This window comes from Streptomyces sp. QH1-20 (assembly GCF_041283565.1).
Taxonomy (GTDB): Bacteria; Actinomycetota; Actinomycetes; order Streptomycetales; family Streptomycetaceae; genus Streptomyces; species Streptomyces syringius.
On the sequence record NZ_CP166299.1, the window covers coordinates 3,350,812 to 3,364,093 of the forward strand.

The following is a 13,282-nucleotide window of genomic DNA, read 5'->3' on the forward strand; positions in this document are numbered from 1 at the left end:
GAACCGTAGCCTTGCCCCGAGCCCCATGAGGGAACCCAATGACTGCAAGCCCCGACGTGATCGAAGACGCGCCGAAGGCCCAGGAAACTTCGCTCCCCTCCGCCACGCTGGGTGGCGACAGCAAGCGTTCGGTCGAGCAGATCGCGCTGCTGCTGTTCATCACCGTCCCATTTGTCGCACTGCTCGCCGCGGTCCCGCTGGCCTGGGGCTGGGGGGTGAGCTGGCTGGATCTGGGACTGATGGTGGCGATGTATTACATCGGCTGCCACGGCATCACGATCGGCTTCCACCGCTATTTCACGCACGGAGCGTTCAAGGCCAAGCGGCCGTTGCGGATCGCGTTGGCGATCATGGGGTCGCTGGCGGTCGAGGGGCCGCTGGTGCGCTGGGTCGCGGATCACCGCAAGCACCACCGGTTCTCGGACGCGGAGGGTGACCCGCACTCGCCGTGGCGGTTCGGCGAGAGCGTGCCCGCGCTGATGAAGGGCCTGTGGTGGGCGCACATCGGCTGGATGTTCGACGAGGAGCAGACGTCGCAGCAGAAGTACGCCCCGGACCTGATCAAGGATCCGGCGCTGCGGCAGGTGTCCCGGCAGTTCGTGCTGTGGACGGTGGTGTCGCTGATGATCCCGCCGGTGGTGGGCGGTCTGGCGACGTGGTCGTGGCAGGGCGCGGTGACGGCGTTCTTCTGGGGTTCGCTGGTACGGGTGGCGTTGTTGCACCATGTGACCTGGTCGATCAACTCGATCTGTCATGCGGTGGGCAAGCGTCCGTTCAAGTCGCGTGACCGGTCGGGCAATGTGTGGTGGCTGGCGGTGCTCTCCTGCGGGGAGTCCTGGCACAACCTCCACCACGCCGACCCGACGTCGGCGCGGCACGGCGTGTTGAAGGGGCAGCTGGATTCCAGTGCCCGGATCATCCGCTGGTTCGAGAAGGCGGGCTGGGCGTACGACGTGCGGTGGCCCGATGCCGGCCGCATCGAATCCCGACGGAAGGAAGATGCCGCACAGGCGGCATGATTGACAGCGTGGCGATCGATAGCAACACCACCAGTAACAAGGACCGGACCCCGGCTTCGGGGAGCCGTCGCTCCCGCCGGGTGCGGATGACCGGCGCGGAGCGCCGTGAGCAGCTGCTGGACATCGGTCGCACGCTCTTCGCCGAGAAGGGGTTCGAAGGCACGTCGGTGGAGGAGATCGCGGCGAAGGCCGGGGTCTCCAAACCGGTGGTGTACGAGCACTTCGGCGGCAAGGAGGGGTTGTACGCGGTGGTCGTGGACCGCGAGATGCGGCAGCTGCTGGATCTGGTGACGGGGGCGCTGACGGCGGGGCATCCGCGGGAGCTGCTGGAGCAGGCGGCGTTCGCCCTGCTGGATTACATCGAGACGTATACGGACGGCTTCCGCATTCTGGTGCGGGATTCGCCGGTGGCGCAGTCGACGGGCACCTTCGCGTCGCTGATCAGCGATATCGCGACCCAGGTCGAGGACATTCTGGGGCTGGAGTTCAAGGCGCGCGGCTTTGACCCGAAGCTGGCTCCGCTGTACGCGCAGGCGCTGGTCGGCATGGTCGCGCTGACGGGCCAGTGGTGGCTGGACGTCCGTAAGCCGAAGAAGGCCGAGGTGGCGGCCCATCTGGTGAATCTGGCCTGGCACGGCCTGGACGGGCTGGAGCCCAAGCCCCGGCTGATCGGCCACCGCCGGTCCTGACGGCGCCCTCCCGGCGGCACCGGCTCAGGCTTCGCCGGGTTCGAGGAATTCGAGCCGGTTGCCGACGGGATCCTCGGAGAAGAAGCGCCGGTGCCCCGGCAGCCCGCCGTCCCGGATGACGGGCGCGCCGCGGTCCGCCAGCCGCCGGGCGAAGTCCTCGATGCTCGTCACACGGATGCCCGGGTGGGCCTTCCGGGCGGGGCGGAAGTCCGCTTCGACTCCGATGTGCAGCTGTACGGCGCCCGCGGCGAACCAGCACCCGCCGCGCGCGGCCAGGGCGGGCGGCTTGGGAAGCTCGGCCATGCCGAGGGTGTCGCGGTAGTACCCGCGGAGGATGTCCTCGCTGCCGGGCGGCGCCGCGAGCTGGACGTGGTCGAGTGCGACGATCATGTCACTCCCCCTTCCGGGCCACCGTGAAGATCCGCCGGAACGGGAAGACCGTGCCGTGCGGGCCCGGCGGGTAGGCCTCGTGGAGCCTGTCGCGGTATGCGGCGAGGAATTCCTCCGTGGCCGCCGGGTCTCCTTCCAGGGCGGTCAGGACCGGCCGCAGGGCGGTGCCCTTGACCCAGTCGAGGACGGGGTCCTCACCGGTGAGCAGATGCAGATACGTGGTCTCCCAGGCGTCCACCTCGTAGCCGGGGCCGGCCAGCCGCTCCAGATAGTCGGCGGGTTCGAGGACAGCGACACGGCGGCGGCCGGCTTCGCCCAGGCGGGCGCTCCAGCGCTTGCTGCCGCACAGCTCGCGCAGGATGGCGTGGCTGGGGGCGTCCCCGTTGCCGGGGACCTGGAAGGCGAAGGTGCCGCCGGGGGTCAGTGCGTCGGTCCAGGCGGGGAAGGACGCGGCGTGGCCGGGCACCCATTGGAGGGCCGCGTTGGAGACGATCAGGTCGTAGCGCTCGTCGGGCGCCCAGTGGCCGAGGTCGGCGTGGCGGAAGTCGAGCAGGCCGCCGCGCACGGTGCGGCCGGCGTAGGCCCGGGCGTCGGCGAGCATCGGGGCGGAGTTGTCGAAGCCGGTGACGTGGGCGGTCGGCCAGCGGTCGGTGAGGATCGTGGTGACGTTGCCGGGGCCGCAGCCGAGGTCGGCGATCCGCGGGGAGCGGGCCGGCAGCTCGGGGATCCGGGCGAGAAGGTCCTGGAAGGGGCGGGTCCGGTGGTCGGCGTGGCGGAGGTACTGCCGCGGATCCCAGGTGGGTGCGCTGTGCATGGGGGCCTCCCTGCGGGGTGGACATGCCGGGGCGACCGGGGCGGGGTGGCGCTTGCCGGTGACCTGACTCCCAGCATTCCCCCCGCTGTATCTTGACGTCAAGAGACTTCATGTCGACAGACCCTCTACACTGATCGTCATGGAGGACGAGGTCGATCGGCTGGTCGCAGCATGGCGCCGGGAGCGCCCGGACCTCGACGTGGAACCGCTCGAGGTGCTCAGTCGTGTCAGCAGGCTGGCCCGCCATCTCGACCGGGCCCGGCGGATCGCCTTCGCCGAGCACCAGCTCGAGCCTTGGGAGTTCGACGTCCTCACCTCGCTGCGCCGCGCGGGGCCGCCGTATCAGCTCTCGCCCGGCCAGCTGCTGACCCAGACCCTGGTCACCTCGGGCACCATGACCAACCGCATCGACCGGCTCACGAAGAAGAGCCTGGTCGAGCGGCTCCCGGACCCCAGCGACCGGCGCGGTGTGCTGGTGCGGCTGACCGCCGAGGGCCGGGACCGCGCCGACCAGGCGCTCGCCGGCCTGCTCGCCCAGGAACGGGCGATCCTCGCCGAGCTGTCCCATGCCCAGCGTCTGGAACTGGCCGGTCTGCTACGCCAGTTGACCGCCCCGTTCGACAACATCCCCGGCTAGGTCCACCGGGCCCACCCCGGCCCGCCGGGCCAGCGCCACCGCGGCCAGCGTGGAGTGCACCCCGAGCTTGCCCAGCACGTTCTGCATATGGGTGCGGACCGTGTGCGGGGAGAGATAGAGCCGCTCGGCGACCGCCTTGCGGCCCAGTCCGGCCACCATGCAGCGCAGCACCTCGCGCTCGCGCGGGGTCAGCGACTCCACCAGCCGCTCGCTCTCCGTGCGGTGCTTGCGCGCGGCGGTCAGCTCCCGCAGCACGCCGGTCAGCAGGGCGGGCGGCAGATGGGTCTCATCCCGCAGCACCCCCCGTATGACGGACAGCAGCCGCGACAGCGAGCAGTCCTTGGCGACCCAGCCGCTGGCCCCGGCTTGCAGTGCGGCGGCTGCCCGCCGGGGGTCGTCGCGCTCGGCGAGCACCACCGTCCGTACCGCCGGCTGCCCTGACCGGACCCCCGCCACCAGGGAAATCCCGTCCACCACGCCCTCACCCGGCCCGCCGCCCTCCTGCCCCGGCCCCCGGAGCTGTCCCGGTACCTGCGCGACATCCGTCGCCGCCGCGCCCAGGTCGGCGTCGATCAGCAGCACGTCGAAGCGCCGCCCCTCGCCCGCCGCGCGCTCCAGGGCGCGCAGCGCCGCCGGCCCGCTGCCGGCCGCCGAGACGTCCACGTCCTGCTCGGCCGCGAGGGCGGCGGCGAGCGACTCGGCGAAGATGCGGTGGTCGTCGACCACCAGAACCCGAATACGTGCCACAGCCACCCCCATATCCCGGGAGGCGGGCAGTGCGGGCACGGCGCCCGGGACGGGGTGGCCACACGCGCACGGCCGCCGCCGTGCCCCTGACATCTACCCCACCCCGGGCGTCGTACCTGCCTGTCTCGCCCCCTGATCAGCGTCGGCCCCCACCGAACGCTGTGCATCAGCGTACGGCGGGGGTACGACATCGGAAGCCGATTGACAAAACTGCTTGACCCGGCTGTTTATCGTGAGCTTTATGTTCAGTATTGAGGCGGTGAACGACGAGGAACGACGCGATGTGGTCCATGCGCGTCTGCGCCGGTCCAACTCCCAACTCTCCGCAAAGCTAAGGGGGATGCGCGGCACACTGGACGAGGAGGACCCGCTCCAGGTGTACGCGACGGATGCCGACGGGGCTCTGGCCGGGGGACTGATCGGCCACACCCAGTGGGGCTGGCTCCATCTCGACCTGTTCTGGGTCGATTCGCGCCACCGGGGAGCGGGACTGGGCAGTCGACTCCTGGCCTGTGCCGAGGGGTTGGCCCGGAACGAGCGCGGCTGTATCGGCAGCCGCGTGGAGACCTGGGACTTCCAGGCGCCTGGCTTCTACGAGAAGGCGGGCTACCGCACGGTCTGCGTGACCGAGGACTACCCGCCGGGCATCACCAACTATCTGCTGGTCAAGTCGCTTCGCTCCACGGCGGGTTGAGACGGGCGGGGGGTGACGCCTCACAACTCCCTGCGGGCGCCTGCCGCCGGACGCACCGGGAAGACGCGTGGCGGGCGGTGCCCGGCCGACACGAAGGCGCCGGTGACAGCCTCGGTGACGGCGTCGGCCCCCGCCGCCTCGGCCAGGACGACCGCCGAACCACCGAAGCCGCCGCCGGTCATCCGCGCCCCGAGCGCCCCCACGCCGTTCGCGACCGCGACGGCCAGGTCCAGCTCGGCACAGGAGACGGCCACGTCGTCGCGGAGCGAGGCGTGCCCGGCGGTGAGGACCGGGCCGATCGCACGGAGGTCTCCCGCCGCGAGCAGAGCCGCGACGCGGGCCACCCGCTCGTTCTCCGTGACCACGTGCCGCACGAGGGCCCGCACGACCGGCTCGCCCGCCAACGCCTCCAGCGCGTCGGGGAGTTGCCCGTACGCGATAGCGCGCAGCGAGGGCACGCCGAGTGTCCGCGCGCCCTTCTCACAGCCTGCGCGCCGTCGCGCGTACGCCCCGTCGCCCAGGTCGTGCCGGACCCGGGTGTCCACGACCAGCAGCCGCAGCCCTTCGAGGTCGGGGGCGAAGGGCACATGGCGGTGGGAGAGGTCGCGGGTGTCGAGGTGCAGCGCGTGGCCCTCGGCGCAGCAGGCCGCCGCGGTCTGGTCCATGATTCCGCAGGGGACGCCGACGAAGGCGTTCTCGGCGTGCTGGGCCAGGCGCGCCAGACGGTCGGGCGGCAGGTGCGGGCCGTGAAGTTCCGTCAGGGCGAGGGCGGTTGCGACCTCCAGGGCGGCGGAGGAGGACAGGCCCGAGCCGACGGGCACGTCGGACTCGATGTGCAGGTCCGCTCCCCCGGTGGCGTGCCCCGCCTCGCGCAGCGCCCAGGCGACTCCCGCCGGGTACGCGGCCCATCCGCGCACCGCGCCGGGGGCGAGGTCCGCCGTCCGCAGTTCGACGACGACGCCCGGTGCGGCGGCGGAGTGCAGCCGCAGCCGGCCGTCACTGCGGGGTGCGGCGGCGGCCCAGGTGCTGTGGGGCAGGGCGAGGGGCATGACCAGGCCGTCGTTGAAGTCGGTGTACTCGCCGATGAGGTTGACCCGGCCGGGCGCCGCCCATACCCCGGCGGGCGGTGCGCCGTGGACCTCACGGAAGGCCGCGGCGGCCCGCTGGGCGCTCATGCGCTGTCCGCGCGCCGGGCGAACTCCCAGGCGTCGGTGACGATCCGGGTCAGGTCGGTGCGGGTGGGGTGCCAGCCGAGGCGGTCGCGGGCGCGCTCGGCGGAGGCGACGAGCACGGCCGGGTCGCCCGCCCGGCGGGCGGCCACGACGTGCGGCACGGGGTGGCCGGTGACCTTGCGGACGGTGTCGATGACCTCGTGGACGGAGAAGCCGTTGCCGTTGCCGAGATTGCAGATGAGGTGCTCGCCGGGGCGGGCGGCGTCCAGGGCCAGCAGATGGGCCTCGGCGAGGTCGGCGACGTGGATGTAGTCGCGCACGCAGGTGCCGTCGGGGGTGGGGTAGTCGTCGCCGTAGACGGAGATCGTCTCGCGTTCGCCCCGGGCGACCTGGAGGACGAGCGGGATGAGGTGGGACTCGGGGGTGTGCCGCTCGCCGTGGCTCCCGTGCGCCCCGGCGACGTTGAAGTACCGCAGGGAGACGGCTGCCAGGCCGTGGGCGGCGCACTCGCCGCTGATCATGTGGTCGACGGCGAGTTTGGTGGCGCCGTAGGGGTTGGTGGGGGCGGTGGGGGCGTCCTCGGTGATGGGGACGGTGGCGGGCTCGCCGTAGGTGGCGGCGGTGGAGGAGAAGACGAGGGTGCGGACGCCGGCGTCACGCATGGCGGCGAGCAGTTCGACGGTGCCGCCGACGTTGTTGCGCCAGTAGGCGTCGGGGCGGGCGACGGACTCGCCGACCTGGGAGAAGGCGGCGAAGTGCAGGACGGCGTCGTAGGAGCCGTCGAGCCATTGGGCGGCGTCCTGGACGCGGCCCTCGATGAAGCGCGCCCCGTCGGGCACGCCGTCGCGGTGGCCGGTGGAGAGGTCGTCGAGGACGGTCACGGCGTGTCCGGCGGCCAGCAGATGGGCCGCGACGACGCTTCCGACGTAGCCGGCGCCGCCCGTGACCAGATACTCGCTCATTCGCTCGCTACCTCTCGCAGTCGCTCGGCCGCGGACTCGGGCGGCACATCGTTGATGAACACGTTCATGCCGGATTCGGAACCGGCGAGGAACTTGAGCTTGCCGGGAGTGCGGCGGTTGGTGAAAAGCTCGAGGTGAAGCCCGAATTCACTCCTGTGGGTGTGGTGGACGGGGGCCTGGTGCCAGGCGGAGATGTACGGGGTGGGCGGCGGCACCTGGGCGGGGTTTCCCGCGCCTGCCCGTCCGTCGAAGATCCGGTCGAAGCGCCGCAGGAGTTCCAGGTAGATCCGGGGGAACTCCGCGCGGGCCGCGTCGTCGAGGTCGGGCAGGCCCAGGGCCCGGCGGCGGGGGTAGAGGTGCACCTCGTACGGCCAGTGGGCGGCGTAGGGCACGAAGGCCGTCCAGTGCCGGCCGTCGAGGACCACGCGCCGCCCGTCGGCCCGCTCGGCGGCCACGGTGTCGTCGAAGACGTTGCGCCCGGTGGCCTTCCGGTGGGCGGCGGCCGTGGCGAGCATGCGCTCGGTGCGAGGGGTGACGAAGGGGTAGGCGTAGATCTGGCCGTGCGGGTGGCCGAGGGTGACGCCGATCTCCCGGCCGCGGTTCTCGAAGCAGAAGACCTGCTCGACGCCGGGGAGCGCGGTGAGTTCGGCGCTGCGGTCGGTCCAGGCGTCGAGGACGAGGGCGGCGCGATCCTCGTCGAGGTCGGCGAAGGAGGCGTCGTGGTCGTCGGTGAAGCAGACGACCTCGCAGCGGCCGGCGTCCCCGGCGAGCGCGGGGAAACGATTCTCGAAGACGGCGACCTCGTAGTCGGCGGCGGGGATCTCGGTGTGCCGTCCGTCACGGGAGGGGCACAGGGGGCACTGGCCGGGGGGCGGGTGGTACGTACGGGTCTGGCGGTGGGAGGCGATGGCGACGCTGTCGCCGAGCAGCGGGTCGCGGCGGATGTCGGTGGTGCGGTGATCGGCCGGGCCGAGCGGCCGCGGGTCGATCGCGTCGCGTACGGCGTCGTCGTGGGAGTCGTAGTAGAGGAGCTCACGGCCGTCCGCGAGCCGGGTCGCCGTCTTCTTCATGAACAGCTCCCTGGGTTCACCAAACCAACAGGACTGAACACAAAGAATCATGACCGAACGCCGGGGGTCAATGAGGAGTCACGTCTGCGGCCCGTCTCGCCGCCTGCGGCGGCGAGCGCCCTGCGGGCGCGTCCTCAATCGCCGGACGGGCTTGGCGGCTGAGCCCGTCCGATCAAGCCCGTCCGGTCCGCGGAACGCCCAGCGCCGAGCTGCCCGCGGCGCGGTCCAGGAGGCCCGTACGGGCCGCGAGGGCCGCCGCCTCCAGCCGGGAGCCGACGCCCAGCTTCATCAGGACGCGCTGCACATGCGTACGGGCGGTGCTGGGCGCTATCCCCATGCCCGCCGCGATCAGCCGGGTGTCCTCGCCCTCGGCGACCCGCACCAGCACCTCGACCTCGCGCGGGGTCAGCAGCTGGAGCAGCCGGGCGCCCTCGTCGTCGGGCTGGGCGGCCGGGTTGAGCAGTTCGGCGAAGGCGCCCTGGAGGAGCTGCGGGTCGACCGCGGCCTCCCCGGCGCGGGCCTTGATCATGGCGCGTTCGACGCCCTCGATGCGTTCGTTGTGCCGGACGTAGCCGGAGGCTCCGGCGGCGAAGGCGGCGGCGATGCCGAGCGGGCTCGGCACGGGGCCGAGGACGACGACGGCGACCTGGGGGCGGTCCCGCTTGATCCGCACGACCGGGTCGAAGGCGCCCGGTTCGGCGGGGGTGGCGGTGCCCATCAGGCACACCTCGGGGGCGCGGCTGACCACCAGGTCGGCCGCGCCCGCGCTCGGCGCGGCCGCGGCGAGCACCCGGTGCCCGCGCAACTTCAGTGCCGAGGCGAGCGCCTCAGCCAGCAGACGGTGGTCGTCGACCACCATGAGCCGCACGCCCATGCGCGTCCCCCCTGTCGCCCGCGTACGTCTCCTGGGCTCCTTCTTGCCCCCGGAAGCTACACGCTTGTTCGACGTCGCGCGCCCCTTACCCGTGAGAAGTCCCCCGGAATGCCGAAATCCCTGCCAATCACGTGTACTTCGCGACTGAAACGGATCGTTCAGGCATGTACACGCGATGGGCAGGGATGAGGCGCGAGCGTTCGCCGAAATGATCAGATTCGGCTCGCCCGGTGGGGTCAGCTGCCGCCGAAGATGAGCGTCAAGTACTCCTTGTCGGTGCGGTACTTGCTCGGCTTGTCGGCGAAACCGTCACCCAGGTAGAGCCGCCCCTGGGCGTACAGCGCCTGCTGGTAGGAGGGCGAGAGCGAGCGCTCGGCCACGGCCGAGGAGGCCGGGTTCTTCAGCAGGACGTCCTTCTTGAACGTCTTCGGGTCGATGCGGACGACCGCGCCGCCGTCCCGGTAGGTGGGCGACTGGTAGCCGATGACGTAGCCGTCCTTGTCCACCGACAGCGGCAGCAGCTCGGAGTTCGGGATGCCCTCGGTCTTGCCCTTGGACTGGCCGGTGGCCAGGTCGAAGGCGACGATCTCGTTCAGCCGGCCCGGGTTCTGGGTGTTGCCGCTCTGGTGCTCCTCGGACGGCATGTAGACGGCGTCCTTGCCGACGGCGACCTTGGTGCAGCCCTCGACGTCGGTCGAGGGGCACTTGATCTGGAACTTGCCGTTGCCCGTGGAGATCTTGGACCGCATCTTGCCGTCCTTGGCGCTGTCGTCGATCGCCATGAGGTCCGAGGCGCCGCTGCCCGTGGAGCCGCCCGCGTCGAGCCCGATGACCAGCGGGTTGGTGGACACCACGTGGACGTAGGAGATGCCCTCGGGGACCTTGTACTCGGACGTGATGGCGCCCGTCTTCGGGTTGAGGGTCTGGATCTTCATCTGCGGGCGCTTGTAGTCGCCGCAGCGGCGCACCGCGACGAGCTTGTCGCCACCGCCGCCGTAGCCGTCGTCCTTGCAGTCCTCGCCCGCCTTGGGCTTCCACAGCGACTTTCCGCCGTCGAGCGACCAGGCGGCGCCGCCGCTGGTGCCGCCCGCGGCGACGGTGCCGCCGCCGACGGTGACCTCCTCGAAGCGGACGTCCTGGTCGGCGACCTTGGCGGACTCCTGCCAGAGCTTCTTGCCGTTGTTCAGGTCGAGGGCGACGACCTGGGTGCAACTGCCGCCGTACTTCTTCTCGGCGCTGGGCTTGGCGTCCTTGACGAGGACCGCGGTCTTGCCGTCGGCCGTGACGTGCTGGGAGGACCAGCAGATCTCGCCGTCGAGCGGGATCTCCCACTTCTGGCCGCCGGACAGGCCATAGCCGACGACCTTGTAGACGTCGGCCTTGGCGAAGACCTTGTCGGTGGCCCACATGCCCTTGACGGTGACGAGGTCGTCGACCTTGGGCTGGTCGACGCTGAAGAGCAGCTTGCCGTCGATGGTCTGCGGCGCCTTGCCGCCACCCCCGCCGCCGCCCTGCTCGCCGGTCCCGCCCTGGCTCTTGCCGGTCTCGCTCTTGGCCTCGTCGTCCTTGCCGTCACCCTTGGTGAGGAACCAGACGCCGCCGCCGGCCACGAGGACCAGCGCCGCCACGGCGGCGACGATGACCGCCATGCGCTTCTTGGAGCCGCCGCCGGAGGGGCCGCCGCCGGGGGCGCCGGGGTACTGGGCCGGCGGCGGGTAGGCGCCGAACTGCGGCTGCGTGGCGTACGGCTGGGGCGGCGCGCCGAACTGCGGCGGCTGCGCGGCGCCGAACGCCTGGGTGGGGAAGTCCTGCGGGCCCTGCGCGCCCGGACCCGCGGGGCCGGGGTAGCCGTAGCCGCCCGGCGGGGTCGGCGGCACACCCGGGGGCGCCTGGGGTGCGCCCGGCGGCGGGGGCGGCGGGCCCTGGGGGGCGGCCGGGGGTGCGGGCGGGGGCTGCGGCGCGCCCGGCGGCGGGGGCGGCGTCTGGGGGTAGCCGTACGCGGGCTGACCCGGCTGGCTCTGCGGCGGCTGAGGGGGGAAGCCGCCGGGGGCGCCCCCGAAGCCGGGCGGTGGGCCCTGTGGCGGCTGGTTGGGCGGCTGCGGCGGCTGTGACATCAGCTTTCCTCTTTACGTGGGCGCCTGACCCGACCGGTCTCCCCCGCGATCCCGGTGTCCGAAAATCACCGGGAAGGAGCGAATCAGGTAGAAATCCCACAGGTCAACGGCAGGCGAGCGGGTGTTCTTTGTATCACCCGGCGCGGACGGCACACGGGCCGATTCCAGCGGTATCCACCAGCTGAGACCGGCCCGTGACGAGACTGTTGCCGCCTTACGGCGCGACTGTCGTGCCGTACCGCGCGCCCCGGCCGTTACACATCATCGGCCAGTTCCAGCCAACGCATCTCCAGCTCGTCGCGCTCACCGGCGAGTTCGCGCAGCTCGGCGTCCAGCTTCGCGACGCGCTCGAAGTCGGTGGCCTGCTCGGCGATCTGCGCGTGGAGCTTGCCCTCCTGCTCGCTGATGCGGTCGAGACGGCGCTCGATCTTCTGGAGTTCCTTCTTCGCCGCGCGGGCGTCGCCGGCCGACTTCTGCTTGACGGCGGCCGCTTCGGTCGCGGCGGCGGCGACGGCGGGCACGGAGGCGTCGATGACCTGCTGACGGCGCTCCAGGTACTCGTCCAGACCGCGCGGCAGCATCCGCAGGGCGGCGTCGCCGAGCAGGGCGAAGACCTTGTCCGTGGTGCGTTCGATGAAGTACCGGTCGTGGCTGATGACGACCATCGAGCCGGGCCATCCGTCGAGGAGGTCCTCCAGCTGCGTCAGCGTCTCGATGTCGAGGTCGTTGGTCGGCTCGTCGAGGAAGAGGACGTTGGGCTCGTCCATCAGCAGCCGCAGGATCTGCAGCCGTCGGCGCTCACCGCCGGAGAGGTCGCCGACGGGCGTCCACTGCTTCTCCTTGGTGAAGCCGAACTTCTCGCACAGCTGCCCGGCCGTCATCTCCCGGCCCTTGCCGAGGTCGACGCGGTCGCGGACCTGCTGGACGGCTTCCAGCACCCGCTTGGTGGGGTCGAGTTCGGCGACCTCCTGGGAGAGGTAGGCCAGCTTGACGGTCTTGCCGACCGCGACCTTGCCGGCCGCGGGCTGCTTCTCGCCGCCCGTGCGGGCCGCTTCGGCGAGCGTGCGCAGCAGGGAGGTCTTGCCCGCGCCGTTGACGCCGACGAGGCCGATGCGGTCGCCGGGGCCCAGCTGCCAGGTGAGGTGCTGGATGAGGACCTTGGGACCGGCCTGAACGGTCACGTTCTCCAGGTCGAAGACGGTCTTGCCGAGCCGGGAGTTCGCGAACTTCATCAGCTCCGCGGTGTCGCGGGGCGGCGGCACGTCGGCGATGAGCTCGTTGGCGGCCTCGATGCGGAAGCGCGGCTTGCTGGTGCGGGCGGGGGCGCCGCGCCGCAGCCAGGCCAGCTCCTTGCGCATCAGGTTCTGCCGCTTGGCCTCCTCGGTCGCGGCGATCCGCTCCCGCTCGGCCCGCGCGAAGACGTAGTCGCTGTAGCCGCCCTCGTACTCGTGGACCTCGCCGCGCTGGACGTCCCACATGCGGGTGGCGACCTGGTCGAGGAACCAGCGGTCGTGGGTGACCACGACGAGCGCGGAGCGGCGGGCCCGCAGATGGGCGGCGAGCCAGGAGATGCCCTCGACGTCGAGGTGGTTGGTGGGCTCGTCGAGGACGATCATGTCCTGCTCGGCGATGAGCAGCTTGGCCAGCGCGATACGGCGGCGCTCGCCGCCGGAGAGCGGGCCGATGACCGTGTCGAGCCCCTGCGGGAAGCCCGGCAGGTCGAGGCCGCCGAACAGACCGGTCAGCACGTCGCGGATCTTGGCGCTGCCCGCCCACTCGTGGTCGGCGAGGTCGCCGATGACCTCGTGCCGCACGGTGGCGGCGGGGTCGAGGGAGTCGTGCTGGGTGAGGACGCCGAGGCGCAGGCCGCCGGAGTGGGTGACGCGCCCCTTGTCCGCCGTCTCCAGCTTGGCGAGGATGCGGATGAGCGTGGTCTTGCCGTCGCCGTTGCGGCCGACCACGCCGATCCGGTCGCCCTCGCTGACGCCGAGGGAGATGCCGTCGAGCAGCGCACGGGTGCCGTACACCTTGTCGACGGCTTCCAGATTGACCAGGTTGGCTGCCATTCCACTCCTTGCTCCAGGGGACTGCCTCCAGGAT

At 71.8% G+C, this 13,282-nt stretch carries 13 protein-coding genes; 4 read left to right on the forward strand and 9 right to left on the reverse strand.

Annotation, left to right across the window (positions count from 1 at the left end; all coding sequences use genetic code 11):
* The first annotated feature begins 38 nt into the window (after positions 1-38).
* Together AB8O64_RS14995 and AB8O64_RS15000 are read left to right on the forward strand one after the other, a co-directional pair.
* Positions 39-1,019: an acyl-CoA desaturase gene (locus tag AB8O64_RS14995; RefSeq protein ID WP_370419620.1), complete on the forward strand. Its 981-nt coding sequence runs from the start codon at positions 39-41 to the stop codon at positions 1,017-1,019.
* Complete coding sequence (locus AB8O64_RS15000) at positions 1,016-1,708, forward strand: TetR/AcrR family transcriptional regulator (RefSeq protein WP_130879161.1); 693 nt, start codon at positions 1,016-1,018, stop codon at positions 1,706-1,708. The genes AB8O64_RS14995 and AB8O64_RS15000 overlap by 4 nt, the downstream gene beginning before the upstream one ends.
* 24 nt (positions 1,709-1,732) lie before the next feature.
* Here the strand turns inward: AB8O64_RS15000 and AB8O64_RS15005 are convergent, their stop codons facing one another.
* Together AB8O64_RS15005 and AB8O64_RS15010 are read right to left on the reverse strand one after the other, a co-directional pair.
* The gene (locus AB8O64_RS15005) at positions 1,733-2,098 is read right to left on the reverse strand and encodes a glyoxalase (protein WP_370419621.1); all 366 of its coding nucleotides are present in this window, start codon (positions 2,096-2,098) and stop codon (positions 1,733-1,735) included.
* Position 2,099: 1 nt separating this feature from the next.
* The gene (locus tag AB8O64_RS15010) at positions 2,100-2,912 is read right to left on the reverse strand and encodes a trans-aconitate 2-methyltransferase (RefSeq protein ID WP_370419622.1); all 813 of its coding nucleotides are present in this window, start codon (positions 2,910-2,912) and stop codon (positions 2,100-2,102) included.
* Between the two features lie 139 nt (positions 2,913-3,051).
* On the opposite strand from AB8O64_RS15010, the gene AB8O64_RS15015 reads away from it, so the two are divergent.
* The gene (locus tag AB8O64_RS15015) at positions 3,052-3,549 is read left to right on the forward strand and encodes a MarR family winged helix-turn-helix transcriptional regulator (RefSeq protein ID WP_130879159.1); all 498 of its coding nucleotides are present in this window, start codon (positions 3,052-3,054) and stop codon (positions 3,547-3,549) included.
* Here AB8O64_RS15015 and AB8O64_RS15020 read toward each other — a convergent pair.
* A complete protein-coding gene (locus AB8O64_RS15020) occupies positions 3,508-4,296 on the reverse strand; it encodes a response regulator transcription factor (RefSeq protein WP_130879158.1) in 789 nt (262 codons plus the stop codon). The genes AB8O64_RS15015 and AB8O64_RS15020 overlap by 42 nt on opposite strands.
* A 241-nt stretch (positions 4,297-4,537) precedes the next feature.
* Between AB8O64_RS15020 and AB8O64_RS15025 the strand changes: the two genes are divergently transcribed.
* A complete protein-coding gene (locus tag AB8O64_RS15025; protein WP_370419623.1) occupies positions 4,538-4,990 on the forward strand; it encodes a GNAT family N-acetyltransferase in 453 nt (150 codons plus the stop codon).
* Between the two features lie 20 nt (positions 4,991-5,010).
* Here the strand turns inward: AB8O64_RS15025 and galK are convergent, their stop codons facing one another.
* From galK to AB8O64_RS15055, 6 genes are all read right to left on the reverse strand, one after another.
* Positions 5,011-6,165, reverse strand: a complete 1,155-nt coding sequence (galK, locus tag AB8O64_RS15030; protein ID WP_370419624.1) for a galactokinase — start codon at positions 6,163-6,165, stop codon at positions 5,011-5,013.
* Positions 6,162-7,124 carry a UDP-glucose 4-epimerase GalE gene (gene galE, locus AB8O64_RS15035; protein ID WP_370419625.1) on the reverse strand — a complete coding sequence of 321 codons (963 nt, stop codon included), beginning with the start codon at positions 7,122-7,124 and terminating at the stop codon, positions 6,162-6,164. The genes galK and galE overlap by 4 nt, the downstream gene beginning before the upstream one ends.
* On the reverse strand, positions 7,121-8,194 hold the full coding sequence (gene galT, locus AB8O64_RS15040) for a galactose-1-phosphate uridylyltransferase (RefSeq protein ID WP_370419626.1): 1,074 nt from the start codon (positions 8,192-8,194) through the stop codon (positions 7,121-7,123). The genes galE and galT overlap by 4 nt, the downstream gene beginning before the upstream one ends.
* Before the next feature lie 172 nt (positions 8,195-8,366).
* On the reverse strand, positions 8,367-9,068 hold the full coding sequence (locus tag AB8O64_RS15045; protein WP_370419627.1) for a response regulator transcription factor: 702 nt from the start codon (positions 9,066-9,068) through the stop codon (positions 8,367-8,369).
* A 236-nt stretch (positions 9,069-9,304) separates the two neighbouring features.
* The gene (locus AB8O64_RS15050) at positions 9,305-11,182 is read right to left on the reverse strand and encodes a PQQ-binding-like beta-propeller repeat protein (protein WP_370419628.1); all 1,878 of its coding nucleotides are present in this window, start codon (positions 11,180-11,182) and stop codon (positions 9,305-9,307) included.
* 254 nt (positions 11,183-11,436) lie between these two features.
* The gene (locus tag AB8O64_RS15055) at positions 11,437-13,248 is read right to left on the reverse strand and encodes an ABC-F family ATP-binding cassette domain-containing protein (protein WP_356449336.1); all 1,812 of its coding nucleotides are present in this window, start codon (positions 13,246-13,248) and stop codon (positions 11,437-11,439) included.
* Positions 13,249-13,282 lie beyond the last annotated feature (34 nt).